General features: G+C 71.9%; 18 protein-coding genes. 3 read left to right on the plus strand and 15 right to left on the minus strand.

What is annotated here, in order from left to right:
* Positions 1-40: 40 nt before the first annotated feature.
* Positions 41-823: a hypothetical protein gene (locus BM051_RS25405; protein ID WP_134046358.1), complete on the minus strand. Its 783-nt coding sequence runs from the start codon at positions 821-823 to the stop codon at positions 41-43.
* Positions 824-1618: 795 nt separating this feature from the next.
* Between BM051_RS25405 and BM051_RS25410 the strand changes: the two genes are divergently transcribed.
* Positions 1619-3058 carry a multicopper oxidase family protein gene (locus tag BM051_RS25410; RefSeq protein WP_243859806.1) on the plus strand — a complete coding sequence of 480 codons (1440 nt, stop codon included), beginning with the start codon at positions 1619-1621 and terminating at the stop codon, positions 3056-3058.
* A 102-nt stretch (positions 3059-3160) separates the two neighbouring features.
* Here the strand turns inward: BM051_RS25410 and BM051_RS25415 are convergent, their stop codons facing one another.
* The 11 genes from BM051_RS25415 to BM051_RS25465 are packed head-to-tail and all read right to left on the minus strand — an operon-like array spanning position 3161 to position 17458.
* Positions 3161-3973: a putative hydro-lyase gene (locus BM051_RS25415; RefSeq protein WP_092535610.1), complete on the minus strand. Its 813-nt coding sequence runs from the start codon at positions 3971-3973 to the stop codon at positions 3161-3163.
* 4 nt (positions 3974-3977) lie between these two features.
* Positions 3978-5180, minus strand: a complete 1203-nt coding sequence (locus BM051_RS25420) for a M24 family metallopeptidase (protein ID WP_092535613.1) — start codon at positions 5178-5180, stop codon at positions 3978-3980.
* A 26-nt stretch (positions 5181-5206) separates the two neighbouring features.
* On the minus strand, positions 5207-6271 hold the full coding sequence (locus BM051_RS25425) for a PLP-dependent cysteine synthase family protein (RefSeq protein ID WP_092535616.1): 1065 nt from the start codon (positions 6269-6271) through the stop codon (positions 5207-5209).
* Positions 6272-6304: 33 nt separating this feature from the next.
* Positions 6305-8152 (minus strand): asparagine synthetase B family protein, encoded by a 1848-nt coding sequence (locus tag BM051_RS25430; protein WP_092535619.1) that lies wholly within the window; start codon positions 8150-8152, stop codon positions 6305-6307.
* A gap of 32 nt (positions 8153-8184) precedes the next feature.
* Positions 8185-9726, minus strand: a complete 1542-nt coding sequence (locus BM051_RS25435) for an MFS transporter (RefSeq protein WP_092535622.1) — start codon at positions 9724-9726, stop codon at positions 8185-8187.
* A 6-nt stretch (positions 9727-9732) separates the two neighbouring features.
* Positions 9733-11883 carry a multicopper oxidase family protein gene (locus tag BM051_RS25440; protein WP_243859821.1) on the minus strand — a complete coding sequence of 717 codons (2151 nt, stop codon included), beginning with the start codon at positions 11881-11883 and terminating at the stop codon, positions 9733-9735.
* A 53-nt stretch (positions 11884-11936) separates the two neighbouring features.
* A complete protein-coding gene (locus BM051_RS25445; RefSeq protein WP_092535628.1) occupies positions 11937-12326 on the minus strand; it encodes a SchA/CurD-like domain-containing protein in 390 nt (129 codons plus the stop codon).
* Between the two features lie 24 nt (positions 12327-12350).
* Positions 12351-13103, minus strand: a complete 753-nt coding sequence (locus BM051_RS25450; protein WP_092535631.1) for an SDR family NAD(P)-dependent oxidoreductase — start codon at positions 13101-13103, stop codon at positions 12351-12353.
* Positions 13103-14965, minus strand: a complete 1863-nt coding sequence (gene asnB / locus BM051_RS25455; protein WP_092535634.1) for an asparagine synthase (glutamine-hydrolyzing) — start codon at positions 14963-14965, stop codon at positions 13103-13105. The genes BM051_RS25450 and asnB overlap by 1 nt, the downstream gene beginning before the upstream one ends.
* Positions 14966-15018: 53 nt before the next feature.
* A complete protein-coding gene (locus BM051_RS25460; RefSeq protein ID WP_243859801.1) occupies positions 15019-15945 on the minus strand; it encodes an NAD(P)-dependent oxidoreductase in 927 nt (308 codons plus the stop codon).
* A gap of 22 nt (positions 15946-15967) precedes the next feature.
* Positions 15968-17458 carry a peptide MFS transporter gene (locus BM051_RS25465; protein ID WP_092535637.1) on the minus strand — a complete coding sequence of 497 codons (1491 nt, stop codon included), beginning with the start codon at positions 17456-17458 and terminating at the stop codon, positions 15968-15970.
* Positions 17459-17595: 137 nt separating this feature from the next.
* Between BM051_RS25465 and BM051_RS25470 the strand changes: the two genes are divergently transcribed.
* Positions 17596-19176, plus strand: coding sequence for an FAD-dependent oxidoreductase (locus tag BM051_RS25470; RefSeq protein WP_092535640.1), 1581 nt, complete (start codon positions 17596-17598; stop codon positions 19174-19176).
* Here BM051_RS25470 and BM051_RS25475 read toward each other — a convergent pair.
* Positions 19134-19409, minus strand: a complete 276-nt coding sequence (locus BM051_RS25475) for a hypothetical protein (protein ID WP_092535643.1) — start codon at positions 19407-19409, stop codon at positions 19134-19136. The two genes, BM051_RS25470 and BM051_RS25475, sit on opposite strands and share 43 nt — an antisense overlap.
* A gap of 120 nt (positions 19410-19529) precedes the next feature.
* Here BM051_RS25475 and BM051_RS25480 point away from each other — a divergent pair, with 120 nt between their 5' ends.
* A complete protein-coding gene (locus BM051_RS25480) occupies positions 19530-20417 on the plus strand; it encodes a 1,4-dihydroxy-2-naphthoate polyprenyltransferase (protein WP_092535752.1) in 888 nt (295 codons plus the stop codon).
* Between the two features lie 21 nt (positions 20418-20438).
* On the opposite strand, the gene cds1 is transcribed toward BM051_RS25480, so the two are convergent.
* Both cds1 and BM051_RS25490 read right to left on the minus strand, forming a co-directional pair.
* Positions 20439-21512, minus strand: a complete 1074-nt coding sequence (cds1, locus tag BM051_RS25485; RefSeq protein ID WP_092535646.1) for an L-cysteine desulfhydrase Cds1 — start codon at positions 21510-21512, stop codon at positions 20439-20441.
* Entirely contained in the window at positions 21509-22030 is a 522-nt protein-coding gene (locus BM051_RS25490) for a DUF4229 domain-containing protein (RefSeq protein WP_092535649.1), read from the minus strand. The genes cds1 and BM051_RS25490 overlap by 4 nt, the downstream gene beginning before the upstream one ends.
* Positions 22031-22057: the final 27 nt, after the last annotated feature.

Below are 22057 nucleotides of genomic sequence, written 5' to 3' on the forward strand. Positions count from 1 at the left end.
GATCCACGCTGACGAGTCGGACAGTGGCCCTGACGTCTCGTCAGGCCACGGTGAACACGTGGTGCATGCCGTTCTGAACGTTGGACTTCCCTGTCTCGTACTCGCCGACCCAGGACATGAGCACGTACCGGCCCGGCTGCAGGTTCAGCCGCAGCACCGCGGACTGGCCAGGTCCCAGGGGCAGCAGTCCGTAGGTCTCCTCGCTGGCGAACGGGCTCTCAGCGGGCTGCCCGCCGCCGAACGAGTCGAAGAATGCCTGCACCTGCTCGTCGGTGACACCCGGCTTGACCGGAGCGATGATCGCCTCGTTGTTCTGCCCGGTCGCGTTGCTCACCAGCAGTTGCGCGTCCGGCGCGACGGTGTCCGGCGCCAGGAAGCGCTGCTCGGCACCCTGGCCGAACTGGGCGACCACGCCGTCCACGCGCGGGGCCCCGGTAGGGGCGCCCTCGGCCCGCCCCACCTCGATCGTCCGTACCCGGTCGAGCGCGTCCGGCTCGCCGAGGGTGGAGTAGTCGACCAGGTGGTAGGTACCTTGAGCGAGGTGCACCGAGAAGCCCAGCGGTGTCGTCTTGTTCACCGAGACACCGCCGCGCAGCGTCGCCATGTTGGTGACCTTCTGGCCGGCGGGAACGGAGACCTCCGGATCCTCGACGAAGACCTTGCCCATCTCCGCGAGGAACGTGGCGAGGTCGACCTCCGGCGAGAGGTCCACCAAGCCCACCCAGCGCGACCTCTCGTCCGGAGTCGAGACCTGGAACGTCGCCGGGCCCGCGGTGAGCGCGTCGGCGCCGGTGACGTCCAGGCCGCCCTGGCCTGCCTCCACCGTGATGGCGTGCCGCGCCGCCGCGTCGGGACCTCGGGAGGACGTCGCCGCGGCGTCGGACGCGGCCGGCGCCGGACTCGAGCACGAGGCGATCAGCGGTACCGCGATCGCTACCGCGAATGTGATGGGCAAAGCAGAACGGATTAATCGCTTAGTGGCCTGCACCCCAGTCAACCTTTCTCGGCACGGACCGGTGCTTTTCGGACCGGTCTTCCCCTCCCATGCTGGTGGCCCGCACTAGAGCCCACCTAGAAGGCCACTTAAGCGACGATGCGGAGAATCGTCTCGAAACATACCACGGCGACCCATAAAATGGAACGGATCAAGAGTCCGGCACGGGGCCGCGGTGGCTTGACGCGAACACGACTCGGTGATCAGGTGAGTGCTGGCTCTCCTGGAGGTGAACACGTAGTGAAACCGCGCTGGTAGGGGTAGCGGACGGGTCCGGTGGCGGGCAAGGGCATCGGCGCGACGACCCGAGTTCGGACATGAACGGTACGAGCTTTGCCGGCCCCACGCGGAACGAGTAAGGTGGGCCGAGTTCGAGTCGTCAATCGGAAAAGTTTTTCTACGATCGGCGCGCTCGCTGGGGGCGTGCTCTGGAGGGACGAATTGGGGATCTCACGGTCATCGACGCCATACTCGCGTCGCCGTTTCCTTGTCACCGTCGGCGGAGCGGGCCTGGCCCTCGCCGCCTGCGACGGCGGATCCGGAGACGGCGGATCCGGGGACGGGGAATCCGGATCGGACGCGAACGGCCATGAGGGCCATTTCAACGAAGACCTCACCGGGAGGGTGCTGCCCAGCACGGCACCGCTGCCCCAGCCGTTCACCAACCCGCTGGCCGTACCCGAAGTGCTGTCGCCGTACTCGACCGAGGGCGACACCGACTTCTACGAGGTGACCGCCTCGGTCGCCAGCGCGCGGATTCTTCCGGGGCTGCGCACCCAGATCTGGGGCTACAACGGGACGTTTCCCGGGCCGACGATCCGTTCCACCCGGGGGCGCAAGGTGCGGGTGCGTTACCGTAACGAGCTCCCGGTGCCGATCGTGACGCACCTGCACGGCGGCCGCACGCCCCCCGAGTTCGACGGCTACCCGACCGACATGATCCTGCCGGCGGGGGGCTGGTCGTCACCGCACGAGCATCCCGGCGCGCGCTACGACCAGGTGTTCGAGTACCACTACCCGCTCGACCAGCGGGCCGCCACGCTCTGGTACCACGACCACCGGATGGACTTCACCGGCCCGGCCGTGTGGCGTGGCCTCGCCGGAATGCACCTCCACAGCGACGAGGAGGAAGCCGCGCTGCCGTTGCCGAGCGGTGATCGCGAGATCCCACTGATGATCGCCGACCGGTCGTTCGCCGAGGACGGCAGCCTTCAGTACCCCTCCCGGGACCCCCAACTGCGCGGCGAGCGAGGTGTCACCGAGGAGTTCACCGAAGGCGTGCTCGGTGACGTCACGCTCGTCAACGGCACCCCGTGGCCCTACCTCGAGGTGGCGCCGGTGAAGTACCGGTTCCGACTGCTCAACGCGTGCAACGCGCGGCGCTACCTGCTCTCGCTCGACCCGGCACCCGACGACGGCCCGTTCATCCAGATCGGCAGTGAGGGCGGGCTGCTCGGAAAGCCGGTTCGGCAGGAGAAGATCGCGATCTCGCCCGCCGAGCGCTTCGACGTGGTCATCGACTTCAGCGGCTTCGCGCCGGGCACCACGGTGCGAATGCGCAACGATGCCGGCGAGGGCGCGATGGCCGACGTCATGGAGTTTCGCGTCACCGGGCAGGCGCAGGACAGCCCGAAGATCCCCGAGCGCCTCAGCGACTTCGAGCAGCTCGACCCGAACGCGGCCGTGCGCAAGCGCAAGTTCTCGTTCCAGGGCGACCGCAACGACGAGGGCAGGATGGTCTGGCTGGTCGAGAATCACCCCTTCGAGGTGGACTACATCCACGCCGACCCGAAGATCGGCGACATCGAGATGTGGCAGTTCTCCGGCGACGTGCACCACCCCATCCACATCCACGAGGTGATGTTCCAGGTGATCGGGCTGCCGGAGCCGGAGGATCTACGACCCACCGACATCGGTTGGAAGGACACGGTCGACCTCGCCCCCGGGGACGTGGCACGGGTGCTGGTCCGCTTCGACGGTTACCCCGGAAAGTATGTCTTCCACTGCCACAACCTCGAGCACGAGGACGTGGCGATGATGGCGAACTACATGCTGCGCCCGTGAGCCCTCCCCGACCGGGCTCGGTCGGGGAGGGCGAGCGCCCACACCGGCGAGCGGCTCCGGGTCCGCGTCCCGTCGAAGCGGGCCCGGAGTCAGGTTTCGGAGTCAGGTTTGGAAGGTGGCGTCGGGCGTGTCGGTGACGAACATGTGGCCCGGTGAGTGGGTGATGGCGAACTCCAGTCGCGACGCACGGACGACGGCCTGGACCGTGACCCCGCAGGCCCAGAACATCGGCACGTCGGAGCCGACGGTGACCGCGTCGCCGAAGTCGGGTACGGCGAGGTCGGAAATGCCCAGCGCCGCCGGATCACCGACATGCACCGGGGCGCCGTGCACCGCCGGGAAGCGCGCGGTGATCTGCACGGCCCTGGCCACCAGCGGGGCGGGGACGGGGCGCATGGAGACCACCAGTGGGCCGGCCAGCCGCCCGGCCGGCCGGCACGGCACGGTGGTGACGTACATCGGGTCGTTGACGCCTTCCTCCAGGTGCCGCACGGGCACGCCGGCCTCGAGCAGGCCGCGTTCGAAGGTGAAGCTGCACCCGACGAGGAAGGCCACCAGGTCGTCGCGCCAGTGTGGGGTGGCATCGGTGATCTCGTCGACCGGCTCGCCGTCGCGCCAGACCTGGTAGGCGGGCAGGTCGGTACGCAGGTCGGCGTCCGGGGCCAGCGTGGTGGTCACCCCGCCCGGATCGCCGACGTCGAGGACCGGCACCGCTTTCGGGTTACGCTGGGCGAACAGCAGCAGGTCGTAGGCCACCTCGCGGGGCACGGCCACCAGGTTTGCCTGTGCGTAGCCCGCGGCCCAGCCCGCGGTGTGGGCCCGTAGACCGGCTCGGAACAGGCCGCGGGCACGCCTTCCGGAGAGGGCGCCGGGGTCGGTGGGGGGAACGGCCGGGATCTCCTCGATGGTTGCCATGCGATCACCCCTCGCCGACGCCGAGGTCACGGTCGAGAGTGGTGAGCAGGGCGTTGCCGCCCGCTCGCACCACGAACGGATCCTCCACGTGAACGGCGCCGAGACCGAACTCGTAGTACGGCGTCTCGATGTTCACCACCGTGCCGTCCTCGATGACGTCCTCGCTGTCCGGGGTGATCAGCACCGGATCGTAGACCTCGACGCCGATGCCGTGCCCCACGTGCTGGCGCCGGTAGTGCGGCACGCCGGCCGCGCGGACCGCGTTCACGGTGATCTCGAACAGTTCCCGGCCGGTCATGCCCGGCCGGGCCGCGGCCAGCGCCGCGTCCTCGCCGGCGAGCATCGCGTTGTAGTACTTCTCGAGCCGTGGCGAAGGCTCTCCCACACAGTGCACCCGGGCGATGTCGGACCAGTAGCCGTCCACCGTGCCGCCCACGTCGAACCAGATCGCGTCGCCACGACGCAGCGGCTCGTCGGAGGGCGCGGACTGGCCCGCCACGGCCGAGCGCCCGATCTTGATCAGGGTGAACCGGGAGCGCCCGCCCGCACCGGCCACCGTTCGCTCGAACTCGCGTACCAGCTGCCGCTCGGTGACACCGGGGCGAGCGATGCTCACCGTGGCCCGGATCGCCGTCTCCATCACCGCGGCCGAGCGGGCCACCAGCTCCAGCTCGGCGTCGGTCTTGACCTTGCGGACCTGCCGGATCGCCCCCGCCGCGGGGAGGAACGCCGCGCGGGGCAGCGCGGCGCGAAGCGCCTCCAGCACGTCGGGCCGCAGCCCGTCCTCGTCGACGCCGATGCGGCTCTCGGCCAAGCCGGCCGCGCGCACCGTGGCGACCAACGCCTCCGCCGCGGTGGCCGGGGAGATCCCGTCGCCGTTGACCGCGCGCAGCCGCTCCTCGGCCGGGGTCAGTGCGACCCCCTCCACGGCCGGCTCTCGGAAGAAGGTGCCGTAGGCGGTCACCCCGGCCAGCTCGGGACCCGCGTCGAGGAACTGGTCGGCCTCGCAGCGCGACGAGACGAACCACGGGTTGTCCGGCCGATCCCTGGTCACCACCGCGAAACACTGGCCGGTGTGCGGGAACATCTCCAGCGCCACGCTGGAAATCCCGGTGAGATAGCGGATGTTCTCGATCGTCGTGGCCACCAGGCCGTCGACGTCGAGGGATGCCATGCGACTGCGCAACCGTCCGAAATGGGCCGTCATCGGCCGTCCTCCCTGGGTGGATGGACCTAGTGCGAAACCAACCTGCTGTCCGCGGCGGAACCGGAGACGGCGACGGCGGAGTGGGCCGGGTTGGCGGCCGCCTCGATGAGGCCGTACAGCGTGGTGATACCGGCCGCCTCGATCAGCTCGGTGAGGCCCCGAGCGCGCATCCACTCCGGATCGAAGGACTCCCCGAGATAGTTCACCCCTCCGTCGGCCGCGACGACCACGATCCGGCGGCCGCGGTGGTGGTGGGCGTGGTGCAGCGCGGCGAACACCGCCGCCCCTGATGACTCGCCGACCAGCACGCCTTCGTGGCGGGCGAGCAGGTGCGCGGTCGCGATGCCCTCGTGGTCGGCCACCAGATGCACCCTGTCCACCAGGCTCTGGTCCAGGTTTCCCGGCGGCCAGGCCAGCCCGAGCCCGCGCATCGCGTAGCCGGTGAACGGGAAGCCGAAGGCGCCGGAGCCCAGTGCGTCCACTCCCACTGTCGTGACCCGTGGCAGTACCTGCTTCACCGTGCGCGCGAGCCCGCTGGCGTGGCCACCCGTGCTCACCGCGGTGACCAGCACATCGAACTCGGGCACGTCGTCGAGCAGCTCGCGGGCGGTGACCTCGGCGTGCGTGCGCGGGTTGGCCGGGTTGTTGTACTGGTCCGGTGAGAAGGCGTCCGGCATCACCTCGAGCAGGTGCCGCACCCGGTTGACCCGAGGACGCTGGTAGCCGCCGTCCTCGTCGGGCGTGTCCACCATGTCGATCTCCGCGCCGAGCGCGGTGACGAACTCGACCATGGATCGAGGCGCCTTCGGGTCGATCACCAGAATGACCCGGTAGCCACGAGTGGCCCCGATCAGCGCGAGCGACTTGCCGAGGTTGCCGGAGGTCGACTCGATGATCGTGCCGCCGGGCCGGAGCGCGCCGTCGCGCTCGGCCTGACGCACCATGGCGTAGGCCGCACGGTCCTTGATGCTGCCGCCGGGGTTGAACGACTCCAACTTGACCAGGATCTCCGAGTCGCTGGCCGCCCTGACGTGGTGGAGTCGGACCACGGGGGTCCGGCCAATGGTGTCGAGAATCGTGTCGTGAATCAACGTCTCGCCCTTCGGGGTGAATGTCGGCCCTGATCACCAGGCGGGCGTGATGCCGTACCGGTCGAACCACAGGTCGAGCTGCAGGACCATCTCGGCGTCCGCCCTGGCCAACCGGTCACTGACCAGCCGGTCTGGTTGTGCCGCGAGCTCGGCGGCCGCGGAGACGTCGATGAGCGGCAGTACCGGGGAGCGCGAGTTGGCCAGCACCGCCTTCAGCTCGACCCCCAGGCGTTGCGGGTACTGCGGATGATGGCTCACCGGTGTCGCGCTCTGCCTGCGCGCGAGCACCTGCTCGGGCAGCAGGTCGGCCACGGCGGAGCGCAGCAGGCCCTTCTCGACGCCGCCGTGGGTGTGCAACTCCGGCGGGATGTTGTAGGCGTATTGCAGCAGCCGGTGGTGGTTGATCGGCGACCCCGCGACGAGGCCCGCCGCGGTGAACGCGCCACCGTCCACCCGGAAGTAGTTGAGCATCAGGTGCGAGCTGATCCGGGCACGGCGGCGTTCCTCGTCGTCCTCGGGTAGATGCTCCACGCCGGCGACCACCGTCGCGTAGGTGTCCCGGTAGTAGGTCGGGAAGTCCAGCTCACGCAGCAGGTCCTGGCTCAGCAGCCCGGTACCGAACCCGTTGGTCGCGCCGAAGCGCTGCGCCAGCGCGATCCAGGGAAACGTGCCCGAGCGCACCAGGCCCTGATCGGTGCAAAACTTGTTGCCCAGGAACACCTGATCTCCCGCACCGCCGCCGAGCACCAGCTTGCCGCCCTGGGCGGCGGCCTCCGCGAGGAACAGGTACTGCGAGCTGTCCATGTCGTAGATTCGGGTCGGGTAGTCCTTCGAGCGCAGCATGCCCACCCGCACCACGGGGTCGAGGATGTCGGTGGGCTCCAGCGTCACGAGGCCGTAGTCGGCACCGATCCGCTCGGCCACCGCCCGCGCGTACGGCTCGTCCTTGCTGCCCCGCATGACATCGGCCTGGAACTCGGTGTCCACGAAGTCGACGGTGAACGTACGCAGCGCGCCGCGGCCCTGGCGGGCCATCTCGGCGGCGGTCAGCGCCGCGACGGCGGAGGAGTCGATGCCGCCCGACAGCGTGACGATCAACGAGCTGGTGTCCTCGGGCAAGTGCTCACGGACGCTGTCCTCGAGGATCCCCCGCACGGTGGCGACGGTGGTGTCCAGATCGTCGGTGTGCGGGCGGGTCTCCAGCTGCCAGTAGCGGTGCCGTGCCCAGCCGGACCGGCCGTAGCGGGCGATCTCCGCGGGCTCTATCTGGGAGAACCCGGCGAACAGCGGGCCGGCGGGCAACGCGTGGGAGATCGCCTCCCGCAGCCCGGAGACGTCGAGCACGGCGGAGATCTCCGGATGCGCCAGCAACGTCTTGCGCTCCGAGGCGAAGACCATCCCGCTCGCGGTGTGCGCGTAGAACAAGTTCTGCCCCGCACCGGTCTGGTCACGGGCCAGCAGCAGTTCCTGGTGGCGTCCGTCCCACACCACCACCGCGAACGAGCCCGCCAGCTCCGGCACGAACTCCGCGCCCCACCGCACGTAGGCACGGGCGGCGAGCTCGGCGGCACCGGCGTCGGGCGCGACCGCGACCCCGGCGGAGCGCAGCCGGCCGCGCAGCGCGGCAAGGCCCAGCGGCCAGCCGACCACCACGGCGACGACGGGTGGTGTGCCCGGACCGTCCGGTGTCAGCGCGAACGGCTGCGCGCTCTCGGCGCGGCCGGTCCGCACGGCACGAACACCGAGCGCGGCCGGACCGCCGATCCACAGCGCCTCGGCGTCAGGGCCGCGGCGGGCCAGTGTGGCCGTCAGGTCGAGCAGGGTGCCCCGGTCCCTGACCAGGTCCCTGGTGAAGTCGATCCAGCCGACGACTCCTGACATCTCCTCATCCCTCCACTCCGGACTGCTCATGCCTACGGTGATCGACCCGGCTCGGGAGCGCGTGGAGGACCACTTGACCCCGCCGCGGGCAGGCACCGTCGCAGCACCACCACGGCCACCACGTACACGACCACCTGGTGGACCAGTGCCCAGCCGATCGCCGCGGTCCACCCGCCGGGTGCCACGTCGGGCCCGCCACCGGCCACGACGCCGTAGAAGATCGTTCCGCCCGTCGCGACGCCGAACGCGCCGCCCGCCTGCCCGACCGCGGAGAACACGCCGCTGGCCGAGCCGATGTCCTGGCGTGACATCGACATCAGGGTGATCGAGTAGAGCGGCGGACTGAGCATTCCCATGCCGACGCCGACGATGACGAGGCTGACCACGACGGCCGCCGTGTCCAGCGCCGTGCCCTGCGCCACGACGAAACCCAGCAGCAGCACCATGCCCGCGACCATGAGCACCGCCCCGGTCTCCAGCATTCGGCGGCCGAACCGGCCGGCCAGCGGGATCGCCGCGGCCGACGCCACGGCCGAGGCCAGCGCCCACGGCGCCACCGTCAGCCCGGTGGCCGCGGGCGAGCGGCCGAGGGGCACCTGCAGGTACACCACGAACACCAGGAAGAACGCCGTCACCCCACCGACGACGAGGAAGTTCACCGCGGCACCCGCCAGGTAGGCACGCTGCTGGAACAGTTCCGGCGCGATCAACGGCAGGCCACCGGCGCGGAGCGTGCGGCGCTGCGCCGGGACCAGCGCGGCGAGCACCGGCACGGACGCCACCGGCAGCACGATCGCCCACCATGGCCAGCCCAGCTCCCGGCCCTGCACGAGCGGCGCGATGAGCAGCAACAGGCCGACGAGGGCCAGCGCGACACTGAACACGTCGATCCGGGCCCGCCGCCAGCCGTTCAGCGCCGGGTCGGCCGCCCTGCCGGTGTTCTCGGCGCGGGGCAGGCAGGCCAGCGCGAGCACCAGCGCCGCCGCACCGACCGGCACGTTCACCACGAAGATCGCCCGCCAGCCGAGGCCGAACAGGTCGGCGCCGACCAGCAGCCCGCCCAGCAGGGGGCCACTGGTGGTGGCCAGCGCCACCGAGGCGGCGAAGGCGCCCATGGCCGCGCCGCGGCGGGCGGCCGGGAACATCAGCATGACCACCGGCATCACCTGCGGCGCGAGCAGGGCCGCCGAGCCGCCCTGCGCCACCCTGGCCGCCACCAGCACGCCCTCGTTCGGCGCGAGCGCGCAGGCCAGCGAGGCCAGGGTGAACCCGACGACGCCGGCGATCACCAGGACCCGCCTGCCCACCGCGTCGCCGAGGCGCCCGGCGGGTACCAGCAGCACCGCGAACGTCAGTGTGTAGCCGGCCACCAGCCACTGCACCGACGACGGCGACGCGGCCAGGTCCGCCTGCAGCGACGGCACCGCCACGCTGATCACCGTCAGGTCGAACTGGTGCAGGAAGCAGGCCAGCAGCACCGCGGCCAGCGCGCCCCAGGCGCGCCGGGGGACCCGCTCCCGCTGGTCCCCTCCGACGTGACCGCCCCGTGCCGCGGCCCCCGCGACCTCGGTCACGTGCCGTCACTCCGGTTGGTTCGGAGTGTCCTCACCCGCCATGTACGGGGTGGTCACCCCCTCGTAGGTGAGGTGCATGACCATGCCGATCGCCGCGTGGTCGAGGTTGTGGCAGTGGTCCATCCACAGCCCGGGGTTGTCGGCGACGAAACCGATCACCCAGTCCTCCCCTTGGGGCACGGTCACCGTATCCAGCCACACCGGACTGCCGGTGACCGGCTCGCCGTTGCGGGAGAGCAGGAGCGCGTGGTGGCCGTGCAGGTGCATGGGGTGTTCCTGGTGGCTGCGGTTGACGAAGCGAACCCGTACCGTGTCGCCCTCCCGGACGGTGATCGGGGGGATGTGCGGGAAGACGTCTCCGTTCATCGTCCACAGCAGACCGAGGGACCCGTCGAAGAAGCCGAGCCGGTTGTCCAGGTAGTAGGTGTGGCTCTGGGTGAAGTCGCTGTCGGGACCGAACGGGGTCGGGGCGGGCTCGCCGTAGGAGGACAGGTCGAACTCCGGTGTGTCGATCCGTGGCTCGAGCTCGCCGGTGCCGTCCGGGCTCAGCAGCATCCCGGCGTCGGGCCGCTGGGTCTCGGTGATGCGGACCGGCCCGTCGGGCATGGTGAACTCGACGAGGTGGCGGGCACCGCCGCCCAGGTAGAGCAACTGGTCGCGGATCTCGGACGGCCCGTTCACCGCGGTGCCGTCGATGGCGGTCACCCGGAACGGGGTACCGGTCACGGCGAAGCTGCGCGCGGCGGAGTCGGTGTTGAGCAGCCGGAGGCGCACCGGCGTGCCGGGCGCGACGGCCGTCCGCGTCAGCCTGTCGTCGACACCGAACGCGCGCACGGCGCGGTCGCCGACCGGCCAGCTGTGCTGGATCACCGGGATGTCGACGACGCCCGGGTCGCCCGGGTCGGCCGGCTCGGCTGTGCCGGCTGGGTCGGCTGGGTCGGCTGGGTCGGCTGGGTCGGCTGGGTCAGCTGGGTCGGCTGGGTCGATGATGAACATCCCGAACAGGCCGCGCTCGACCTGTTCGGACGACACCTGGTGGGAGTGGTACCAGAACGTGCCCGCGTCCGGCGGCCGGAAGCGGTAGACATGCGACTGCCCGGGAGCGACCGCGTTCTGGGTCATGCCCGGCACGCCGTCCTCGGCGTTGGGCACGTCGATGCCGTGCCAGTGCACGGTGATCCCGGCCTCGATGTCCTGGTTCACCACCGTCACCTCGACCAGCTCGCCCTGGGTCGCGCGCAGCAGCGGACCGGGGGCCTGCCCGTTGAACGTCCAGGCCTCGGACACCTCACCGGAGGCGAGTGGGACGCGCGTCCGCGAGGCGGTCAGTGTGTACCGCACGTCGGGTGGCTCGTCGCGCGGCCCGGTCAGCTCGGTGACGCTGATCTGCCGCTGGGGCCGCGCGGACGCCACGGCGACCGCACCGTGCCCGCCGCCGGCGTGGTGGCCAGCGCCCGCGGCCATCTCCTCGCCGTGGTCGAGCATGGAGTAGCTGCCGGGCAGCACGCTGGAGCTCTGGGCGACCACGACGACGCCGGCGAACAGCGCGATCGCGGTGGCGACCGCGGAGGTGGTGCGGAGCCGGCGCGGCCACGCCCGCGCCGGCGGCGCCGCGGCCCATGCCGAGCTCCGGCGAGCCAGCAGCAGGGCGTGCACCATCGCCCACAGCGCCAGCACACCCCAGACCACCAGCAACTCGCCGCTGTAGGGCGGGACGGGGGGCGCGACGAAGGAGGCCCAGAACGCCAGCAGCCCCGCGACGGCCAGTAGCGACGGCGGCAGCACCACGGCGGGCCGCAGGTAGCCGACGTGCCCCGGTATCGGCCCGCTGTCCGCGCGTGGCGTGCGAGCGCCGCGCCGCAACGCGGGCACCGTCGACCGCAGGACGGCGACCAGGATCAGCAGGACCGGCGGCAGCACCACCAGCACCCGGTCCGCCATGTACTCCCAGCCGGCGCTGCCCAGCGCCGCGGTGGTGCCGAGCTTCGCCAGCACCACGAGCGTGCCCAGCGCGACCAGCGCCAGCCCGGATCGGGATCGGCGGCGGAGCCTACGGGGGCGCCGGGTGGCGTGGACCAGCCCGGTGACCGCGACCGCGACCAGCGTCCACACGATCGCCAGCAGCGCGGACACCACGATGTCCAGATTGAGTCCCATCTCGTACACGTCGGTTCCTCCTCATCGGTGCCGTCGGGCGGACCGCGTGCTGGTCACGAACCGGGCGAGGCGGGCAGGTCGGCGAGCGAGAGCTGGGAGACGCAGCGCATGACGCTGCGGCGCATGTGTGCCTCGAACGCCTCCACGGTGGACGTGTCGCGCGGCGTCTTCAGGTACGGCGCCAGCTCGGCCTCGACGTTGTGCACGCCCTGCTGGGTGGCCATGTGTCTGCCGACGGCGGAGAAGTCGTCGCCCTCGAAGTGAATGACCCGGACCATGACCTCGCCGTGGATGAACACTGCCGTGCCCAGCAGCTTGCCGACTTCGTTGCCCTCGGAGTCCCGCAGGATCGGCGAGTCGACGCGCTTGAAGCGGGCGAAGATGTCGGCGATCTCCTCCTCGTGGCCGGGCTTGACCTGATAGGTGATGGCCGCGTACGGCATGTCGCTTCCTTTCCCTGTGGGTGATCAGATTCCGCCGTCGACCCGGACGGTCGCGCCGGTCACGTACGAGGCGGCGGGCCCCGCGAGGTAGGTGACGACGCACGCGACGTCGTCGGGGTCGGCGAGCCTGCCCAGCGCGGTCGAGGCGGTGAGCCGCTCGTAGAGCACCGGGGGCAGGCCCGCGCCCGGCTCGGTCTCCACCACGCCGGGCGCGACGGTGTTGACCCGGATCGCGCGCCCGCCGAGCTCCTTGGCCAGCGAGCGGCCCATCCCGGTCAACCCGGCCTTGGACGCGCAGTAGTGCGCCTTGCCGGGCAGCCCGCGGATGACGACGGACGCCCCGATGTTGACCACGGACGCGCCGTCGACCAGCAGCGGCGCGGCGGCCCTGGTCACGTCGAAGGCGCCGGTCAGGTTGGTGTCGAGCACCCGGTCCCACTCGTCGGTGTCGAGCGCGGCGAGTGGGGCGTGGCCGTCCACCCCGACGTTGTTGACCAGCACGTCGAGCCCGCCGAGCAGATCACCGACCCGCTCCATCAGCGCGTCGAGGTCCGCGCGCCGAGTGACGTCGGCGCGCAGCACGTGGCAGCTCTCACCCAGCTCGCCGCGCAGCCGCCGCGCGGCGTCGTCGTCGACGCGGTAGGTGGTCACCACCGTGGCGCCGGCCGCGGCGAAGCGCCGGCAGATCGCGCGCCCGATGCCCCGGCTGCCACCGGTGACGAGGACGCGGGCCCCGGCGAGGCCGGGTTCGAGGACCGGTTGCCGAACGTCGCTCATCACAGCACCGTCCGAACGCCGTACTCGCGCAGCCAGCGATCCAGGCCGAGCACGATCTCCACGTTCGCCCGCGCCACCCAGGCACGCGGACCGCTGTCGAGAACCGACCGGTCGTCGAGCAGCGCCCGCACCGCGCGCTTGTCGACGAGGTCGTGCGCGGGCGCGGCCGGATCGGCGACGAGCGCACCGAGCGCGTCGCACAGCGCGTGGCCGTACGCCGGGTCCTGCGTCACCGGGTAGGGGCTCTTGGCCCGGTTGACGACCGACTCGGGCAGCAGGTCGGCGACCGCGGCGCGCAGCAGGCTCTTCTCCCTGCCGTCGAACGTCTTCATCGACCACGGGACGTTGTAGACGTACTGCACGAGCCGGTGGTCGCAGAACGGCATCCGCGTCTGCAGGCCGCCGACCAGCCCGATCTGCTCGTCGTGCGGGAGCAGGGTCTCCAGCCAGCGGGTGAGGTGCAGGTAGGTGATGCGGCGCATCAGCCGCTCCTGCTCGTCCTCGCCGGGCAGGTGTTCCACCTCGGCGATCGAGTTCGCGTACTGCGCGTGCGCGTAGCCGTTGAGGTCGAGCTTGGTGAGCAGGTCGCGGTCGAGCAGGTCGCCGCCCATGCCGTGCTCGCCGCCGCCGTGGCGGGCCATCGCCAGCCACGGCAACGTCCTGGCCCGCGCCAGCTCCGGGTTGTGCACCCAGTTGAACCCGCCGAAGACGGCGTCGGCGATCTCGCCGAGCAGCGCCACCCGGGCGTACCTGCCGACCTCGCTGCACAGCAGGAGCAGTGAGGTGTTCATGTTGCCTAGCGGGCTCGGCACGTCCTTGGCACGCAGCGCCATCGCCCGCGCGACCGGGTCCATGATCGCCGCCGTGTCGAGCACGAGGTCCTTGTGCTCGGTACCGACGTGGGCCACCACGTCGGCGACGAACGGGGCGTCCTCGGTGCCCCACACCTCGTCCGGGCGGAACTCGCGTTCGTTCCGGAACGAGACCGTGAACGTCATCAGCGGGTCGGCACCCCGCTCGGCGAGGGCCTGCCCGGCGAGTGCGACCACCGCCGAGGAGTCGATGCCGCCGGAGAGCAGCGCGCACACCGAGTCGCCGTCGTCGAGCTGCGACCGCACACTGCGCGCCAGCAGCTCGCGGACCGTGGCGACGGTGGTCTCCAGGTCGTCGGTGTGCGCGGCGGTGCGCAGCCCCCAGTACTCCTGCTCGGTGACCCCGCCGCGCCCGAAGCGCAGCACGTGCCCCGGCCGCACCTGGTGGACGCCGACCAGGATGCCGTGCCCCGGGGTTCCGGCGTAGGTGAACAGCTCGCGCAGGCCGTCGGCGTCCACCCGCGCGTCGACGAGCGGGTGAGCCAGCAGTGCCTTGCGCTCGGAGCCGAACAGCAGCCCGCCCCCGGCGGGCTGGTGGTAGTACAGCGGTTGGTTCCCCAGCCGGTCCCGCAGCAGCACCAGTTCCTCGGTGCGTCCGTCCCACACGGCCGCGGCGAAGCCACCCTCCAGCCTGCTCGCGGCGTCGGGGCCCCACGCGAGGTGGGCCAGTGCCACGAGGGTGGCGTCGGCGGCGTCGGCCGGTGCGGGGCTGCCCGCCACGCGCAGGGCCTCCCGTAGCGCGTCGCGCTCGGTGAGGAAGCCGGTGACGGCGGCGGCCACGGGCTCGCCGCCACGCTCCAGCACGGCGATGGCCTCCTCGCCGCCCGACGGCACCGCGAACCGGCGGTGGCCCAGTGCGGCCTTCGCCGACACCCACATCGTTTCGCCATCCGGGCCGCGAGTCGCGAGTGCTCCTGTCATGGTGGTGACCGCCGACCGCCACCCCGTGAGGTCGCGGGAGAAGTCAACCCAGCCCACTACACCGGACACCGTGTGCCCCCTTTCGTGTTCGACAATCCCGGCAATCCATGTCCCGGCCCTCGTCAGCGCGTCCGCCAGCCGACCAACCGGCTGTCCGGCTCGCCGCCCAGGTCCCGCGTCTGCAGTTCGAGCACAGCGGCGGCGTCGAGGTCGGCGGCGCCGGTGCGGACCAGCTCGGTGAACCGCCCGGCCGCCGCCTCGGTCACCGGGATGTCGACGCCGTGCTCCTTCGCCTCGTGCACGGCGAGTCGGAGGTCCTTCTCCATCAGCACCGACCGGAACGCGGCCGGCTCGTACCGCCGTTCCCGCATGAGCGCGCAGCGGAAGGCCATGACCAGTGAGCTGAAGCCGCTGCCCTCGATCGTCGCGAGCATGAGGTCGCGGTCGATCCCGGCCCGCACGCCGTAGCTGACGGCCTCGGCCAGGGAGACGAGCTGGGCACCGAGCAGTGTGTTGAGCGCGAGCTTCATCGTGCTGGCCTCGCCGATCTCGCCCAGCCGGACGATCTCGCGCTGCCCGATCACGGCGAGCACGTCGGCGACCTCGTCCAGGGCGGGCCCGGGGCCCGCGGCGAGCACCTGCAGCCACCCCGTGCGGGCCTGCGACGGGTTGCCGACCAGACACGCCTCCACGCGCCGTACCCCGTAGGCGGCGAGTCGCGCGCTGAGGTCGCGGGAGTAACTGGGCGACACCGTCGAGGTGTCCACCAGCACGGCGTCAGGACCGATGCCGCCCGCCGCCCCGGCGGGACCGAACAGCACCGCCTCGACCGCGGTCTCGTCGGCCAGGCTCATCAGAACGACCTCGGCGTCCGCGACGGCGGCGAACGGCGTCGCCGCCGATCTCGCCCCCTGCGCGACCAGCGGTGCGACCCGCTCCACCGTGCGGTTGTAGACGGTGAGTGGGGCGCCACGGTCGCGGAGCAGGCCGGCGAGGCCGGCGCCCATGCCACCCAGGCCCAGGCACGCCACCGGTCGGGTCACGTTCACGGCAGGATCCTCTCGTCGGTCCTCATCGGACAGTGGCGGTTCTTCTGTTGGGCGCGTGGAGACCAGCGCGCAGCGACCGCGCGACGGCCAGCAGCACGCAACCCACGGCGCCGACGGCGACGCCCACCAGCAGGAAGTACTGCGCGAGGGGCAGCGCCGAGGCGGCCTGGGCGAGTTGCCCACCCAGGCCGGCCCCGACCGCGGCGAACACCCAGAACAGACCCAGGTACCGGTTGGTCATGCCCTCGGGGGCCACCCGCGCGGCCAGTGCCAGCCCGACCGGGCCGATCGTCAGCTCCCCCATCGCCAGCAACGCGTAGGCCAGCAGCAACCAGCCCATGTGGACGCGGTCGACCTCGGCGGCCACCGCCGATCCGAGGATCAGCCAGCTGATCCCGCCGACGACCAGCGCACCACCGAACTTCACCGGCGCGGAGGCACGTTCGCCCAGCCGCGGCCACAGCCAGGCGAACACTGGTGCCAGGAACAGCACGAACAGCGGGTGCGTGGACTGGAACCAGCTGGCCGGCACTTCCAGGCCGAACACGACCCTGTCGATGTCGTCCCTGGCGAAGCCGCTGAGCACCGAGCCGCTCTGCGCGTACAGCGCCCAGAACACCGCGGAGGCGAGCATCAACCAGACGAAGGTGCGCAGCCGGCGCCGGTCGCCGGCATCCAGGGCCGGGTTGCGGCGCAGCCGGAACACGGCCACGACCGGTACCGCGACCAGCGCGAGGCCGAGCAGCATCAGCAGGTGCTGGGGCACGAACAGCCCGCTCAGCACGTCGACCGCCACCAACGCGACCGGGACGCCGGTCCAGAGCGCGGTGCGCCGCAGCACGCGCCGCAGCACGAGCGGATCCACCGGGTCGGGCGGGGCCACGCCCAGGTCGCCCATCCGGCGCGCGCCCGCCAGGTACTGCGCCACACCGAAGGTCATGCCCAACGCCGCGGCTCCGAAGCCGAGGTGCCAGTTCACCCGCTCGCCGAGGAACCCGGTGACCAGCGGCGCGATCAGTGCGCTGACCTGGATGCTCATGTAGAACAGCGAGAACGTCGCCTCACGCCGTTCCGCGTCGCCGCGGTCGGGTTGGCTCACCAGCCAGGAGATCGCCGGTTTCACCAGTCCGGTGCCCGTGACGACCAGCACCAGCCCGACGAACAGGAACGGACGCGCCGGGACCGCCATGGCGTAGTGGCCCAGCGCGATCGTCACCGCGCCGACGGCCACCGCACGTCGCGGGCCGAGCACCCGGTCGGCCAGCCATCCGCCGGGCAGCGCGGCGAGGAACATCGACGCCATGTAGAGGCCGAAGACCGCCGCCGCGGCGCCACCGTCCATGCCGAACCCGCCGCCCTCGGTGGGTGCGGCGAGGTACAGGTAGAGGATCGCCGTCATTCCGTAGAAGCTGAACCGCTCCCAGATGTCGACCATGAACAGGGTCGCGAACCATCGGGGGCGCCCCAAGAAGGTTCGTCCCATCGGATCGCCGGCCGCCCGGGTCGTTGTCATCACGCGGTCCAGCGTGTGCGGCGGAAGACGAGAAAGGCTGGAGGACGGCTGGGGCGCGCGCACCGGCGCGACCTTCAAGCGTGTCTCCACCACGATCGGCGACTCTCGTGACCAACCGACTTCGCGGAGGGAAGGTCATGGACGACGCACGAACCTCGGTGCTCGTGGTGGGCGGCGGGATTGTCGGACTCACCGCGGCCGCGTTCCTCGCCAGGCACGGGGTGCCGGTGACGCTCGTCGAGCGGCACCCCGGCACCTCGGTGCACCCGCGCGCGTGGGGGTGGTACCCACGCACGATGGAGCTGTGGCGTGAACTCGGCATCGAGGACGCCGTACTGGCCGAAGCGGCCGGCTTCGCCGACCACAACCTGATCGCGAAGGTCACCTCGCTCTCCGGAGAGGTGTTGCACTCGACGGTGTCGCCCGCCGGCGAGGACCTCGGGCACCTCAGCCCGTCACCGCAGATCTCGTTGAGCCAGGACCGGCTGGAGCCGATCGTGCGGGCCGCGGCCGCCGACGAGGGCGCCGACCTACGCTTCTCCACCGAGCTGGTCGACCTGGCGGAGGTCGAGGACGGAGCGCGTGCCGTGCTCCTGGACCGCACCAGCGGTACGACAACGACACTCACGGCGGACTACGTCGTCGCCGCCGACGGTGCCCGCAGCCCGCTACGCGCCCGGCTCGCGGTCGGGGTGGTGGGCCGGGAGGCACTGCGACACCAACTCAGCATCCTGTTCAACGCCGATCTGGCCACGGTGCTGGGCGGCCGCCGCTTCGCCATCTGTCAGATCGAGAACCCCGAGGTGAGCGGCGTACTCGGCCACGACGACACCCTCGGCCAGGCCACGCTGATCGTGACCTACCACCCGGACCGGGGCGAGACGCCGGCCGACTACGACCACGAGCGCTGCGCGCGGCTGGCGACCGCCGCACTGGGCACCACGGATGTGCCGGTGACGATCCGGAGCGTGCTGCCCTGGGAGATGGGAGCCACCGTGGCCGAGCGCTACCGCGCGGGCCGGGTGTTCTTCGTCGGCGACGCGGCACACGTGATCCCACCGGTGGGCGGGTACGGCGCCAACACCGGCGTGCAGGACGCGCACAACCTCGCCTGGAAGCTCGCCGCGGTGCTCTCCGACCAGGCGGGGCCGGCGCTGTTGGACACCTATGAGCACGAGCGCAGGCCGGTGGCCCAGGGCGTGGTCGAGCAGGCAACGATGCGCCTGGCCGTGCGCGCGGGCTATGCCACTCCGGAGCAGAAGGCGGCGCTGCTGGAGACCACGCACGTGACGCTGGGCTACCGCTACCCGGTTGACGACTCGCCGGCCCCGCTGTTCGCCGACCCCGCGGACCTCGTCGCCGAGCCCGGCGTGCGGCTGCCGCACCTGTGGGTGGGCGAACGCTCGGGCGAGCGCTCCACCGTCGACCTCGTCGACGGAGCCTGGACGGTCGTCGCCGGCCCGGGCGGCACGGCGTGGGCCGGGGCGGCGCGGGCGGCGGCCACCCGGCTGAACCTGCCCGTCCACGCACACGTGCTGGACGGCGTCGCCGGGCCGGCCGATGTGGACGGACGCTGGGAGAAGGCCACCGGCCTCGGTCCCGAGGGGGCCATCCTCAGCCGACCCGACGGGTTCGTCAGCGCCCGGTGGGATCGCGGGCTCGACGGCAACGGGGATCACCTCGCCACCGTGCTCCGCACGGCGCTGGCCCGGGAATGACGGGTGTCGATCTCCGTCGCCCGATCGGTCCCGCTATCGCATGTCGGGGAGGGCGCCGGTCCCGGCCGGCCGAGGGTGGGTGGGGTGACGGCCATGCCGGTCTCCGGGTCGCGCGGCTTCTCGCCGTCGGTGACCAGGACGAAGTGCTCGTCGCTGGGCTGGACGTACTTGCGCTGGTGGTCGGAGTCGCTGTCCTTACCGCCCCCGCCGGCGGCCGGTGCCATGCCGCCCATCGGCCTCCCGGCCCGGCCGCCACCCCGCCCCGGGCGCGGGTGGCGGCCCGCCGCCCCGGCCCAACCACGACCAGCCGTCCGCGTGTCGGTGGTGTTCGGCCATGGCGGAGAATGATCGTCATGGCGACGGTCGCGCAGTGGATCGAGGGTGCCCGCCCGCGCACGCTGCCCAACGCCGTCGCGCCGGTGCTCGCCGGCGCGGGCGTCGCGGTGCAGCTGGGCGCGTTCTCCTGGTGGCGGTGGCTCCTCGCGCTGCTGCTCGCCCTCGCGCTGATCGTCGGGGTGAACTACGCCAACGACTACTCCGACGGCATCCGCGGCACCGACACCGACCGCGTCGGCCCGCTGCGGCTGGTCGGCTCCGGCGCCGCCGCCCCCGGCGCGGTCCGCGCGGCCGCGTTCACCGCGCTCGGGACCGCCGCCCTGTTCGGCCTCGCCCTGGTCGCCAGCACCGGGCACTGGTGGCTGCTCGCCGCCGGCGCCGCCTGCCTCGCCGCCGCCTGGTTCTACACCGGTGGCCGCCGCCCCTACGGCTACGCCGGACTCGGCGAGGTCGCCGTCTTCGTCTTCTTCGGCCTGGTCGCGGTGCTCGGCACCGTCTACGTCCAGGCCGGGACGGTCAACGCCACGGCGCTGGGCTGCGCCGTCGCGGTCGGCTCCTTCTCCACGGCCGTGCTCACCGCCAACAACCTGCGCGACATCCCCACCGACCGCGCCGCCGGCAAGCGCACCCTCGCGGTCCGCCTCGGCGACGCCGGCACCCGCCGCCTCTACCTCGCGCTGGTGACCGTCCCGTTCGCCGTCACGCTCGCCATGGCCGTGGCCACCCCGCCGGTGCTGCTCGCCCTGCTCGCCGCGGCACTGCTGCCCCGCCCGGTGCGTACCGTCATCGGCGGCGGCGCCGGGCCCGCGCTCGTCCCGGTGCTGCGGGACACCGGCATGGCCATGCTCGCGTGGTCGGCGCTGGTCACGGCGGCCCTCACCGCGACGGCACTCCTCCAGGGCTGAGCCCGGAACCGGGGAACGCTCCTAGCCCTCCGGCCAGTCCCCGGTCGCCAGGAACTCCTCCATCACCGCCCGGTATGGCGCGAGGTTCAGCCCCCGCTCGGCGATCCACCCGTCGTCGTAGTAGGTGTGCGCGTACCGCTCACCGCCGTCGCAGACCAGGGTGACCACGCTCCCGGTCTCTCCCGTCGCCCGCATCCGCGCGACGAGTCGGAACGCGCCGTAGAGGTTGGTGCCGGTGGATCCGCCCGCCCAGTGTCCGGTGCGCTCCCGCAGCAGCCGGATCGCCGCCAGCGACGCCGCGTCGGGCACCTGGAACATCTCGTCGATCACCCCCGGCACGAACGACGGCTCCACCCGCGGCCGGCCGATCCCCTCGATTCGCGACGGCATCCCCGTCGTGTAGTCGAGCGCCCCGGTCCGCCACGCGCCGTAGAACGACGAGTTCTCCGGGTCCACCACCGCGATCCTGGTTCGGTGCCGGCGGTACCGCACGTACCGGCCGAACGTCGCGCTCGTGCCGCCGGTGCCGGCGCCCACCACGATCCACGCGGGCACCGGGTGCCGCTCGGAGCGCATCTGGGTGAACACCGACTCCGCGATGTTGTTGTTGCCCCGCCAGTCGGTGGCGCGTTCGGCATAGGTGAACTGGTCGAGGAAGTGCCCGTTGCATTCGGCGGCGAGACGCTCGGCCTCGGTGTACATGTCCGGCGGCCGATCGACGAAGTGGCACCGCCCGCCGTAGAACTCGATCAGCTCGATCTTCTCCGGGCTGGTCGTGCGTGGTACCACCGTGACGAACCGCAGACCCAGCATTCGCGCGAAGTACGCCTCCGACACCGCGGTGGACCCGCTGGACGCCTCGATCAGCACGGTGTCCGGGCCGATCTGCCCGTTCACCAGCCCGTAGAGCAGCAGCGAGCGGGCCAGCCGGTGCTTGAGCGAGCCGGTGGGGTGCACCGACTCGTCCTTCAGGTACAGGTCGATGCCCCAGTCCTCGGGCAGCGGGAAGACGTGCAGGTGGGTGTCGGCGCTGCGGTTGGCGTCGGCCTCGAGCCGGCGGATCGCCTCCCGGACCCACTCGTCGTGCCGGCTCACCGCGAGCCGCCACGCCCGACGTCGCCGGAGTCGGCCGTGTGGTCGGAGCCGGCCGTGCGGTCGGAATCGCCCGCCTCGCCGGAATCGCCCGTATCACCGGAATCGCCCGCATCACCGGAATCGCCCGCATCACCGGAAACGCCCGCATCACCGGAAACGCCCGTGTCGCCGGAATCGGCCGTGTCGCCGGAGTCGGCGCTGTCGGCGCTGTCGACTGTGTCTTCGGTGTCCTCGGTGGTGACCTCGTCGCCGCGGAGCTGGGCGCGCAGCCGGGCCCGCTCCCGAGCCCTCCGCTCGAACCGGGCCGCCAGGCCGGCGGTGACCCTGGCGTTGAGGCCGCGCAGGAGCAGCAGCCCCAGCGGCAGCCCGACGACGAGCCCGATGGCCAGCGCGACCAGTAGCGGCACCTTCACCAGCACGAGCCCGGCGGCGACCACGGCGACCAGCGCGAACCGGGCCAGCAGGTACAGCGTGAGGTCGCGGGCGAGCGTCGTGCGGTTCTCCGGAGCGTCACTCACGGTGTCGGACCTGCCTCGTTCTCCTCC

The sequence above is a fragment of the Amycolatopsis arida genome, from assembly GCF_900115565.1.
Lineage (GTDB): Bacteria > Actinomycetota > Actinomycetes > Mycobacteriales > Pseudonocardiaceae > Yuhushiella > Yuhushiella arida.

Coding starts and splice junctions, on each gene's coding strand:
- BM051_RS25475 (WP_092535643.1), bottom strand. CDS start 19,409: ATGGGCGGCATGGCACCGGCCGCCGGCGGGGGCGGTAAGGACAGCGAC.
- BM051_RS25440 (WP_243859821.1), bottom strand. CDS start 11,883: ATGGGACTCAATCTGGACATCGTGGTGTCCGCGCTGCTGGCGATCGTG.
- BM051_RS25420 (WP_092535613.1), bottom strand. CDS start 5,180: ATGACGGCCCATTTCGGACGGTTGCGCAGTCGCATGGCATCCCTCGAC.
- BM051_RS25465 (WP_092535637.1), bottom strand. CDS start 17,458: ATGACAACGACCCGGGCGGCCGGCGATCCGATGGGACGAACCTTCTTG.
- BM051_RS25470 (WP_092535640.1), top strand. CDS start 17,596: ATGGACGACGCACGAACCTCGGTGCTCGTGGTGGGCGGCGGGATTGTC.
- BM051_RS25445 (WP_092535628.1), bottom strand. CDS start 12,326: ATGCCGTACGCGGCCATCACCTATCAGGTCAAGCCCGGCCACGAGGAG.
- BM051_RS25415 (WP_092535610.1), bottom strand. CDS start 3,973: ATGGCAACCATCGAGGAGATCCCGGCCGTTCCCCCCACCGACCCCGGC.
- BM051_RS25450 (WP_092535631.1), bottom strand. CDS start 13,103: ATGAGCGACGTTCGGCAACCGGTCCTCGAACCCGGCCTCGCCGGGGCC.
- BM051_RS25480 (WP_092535752.1), top strand. CDS start 19,530: ATGGCGACGGTCGCGCAGTGGATCGAGGGTGCCCGCCCGCGCACGCTG.
- BM051_RS25430 (WP_092535619.1), bottom strand. CDS start 8,152: ATGTCAGGAGTCGTCGGCTGGATCGACTTCACCAGGGACCTGGTCAGG.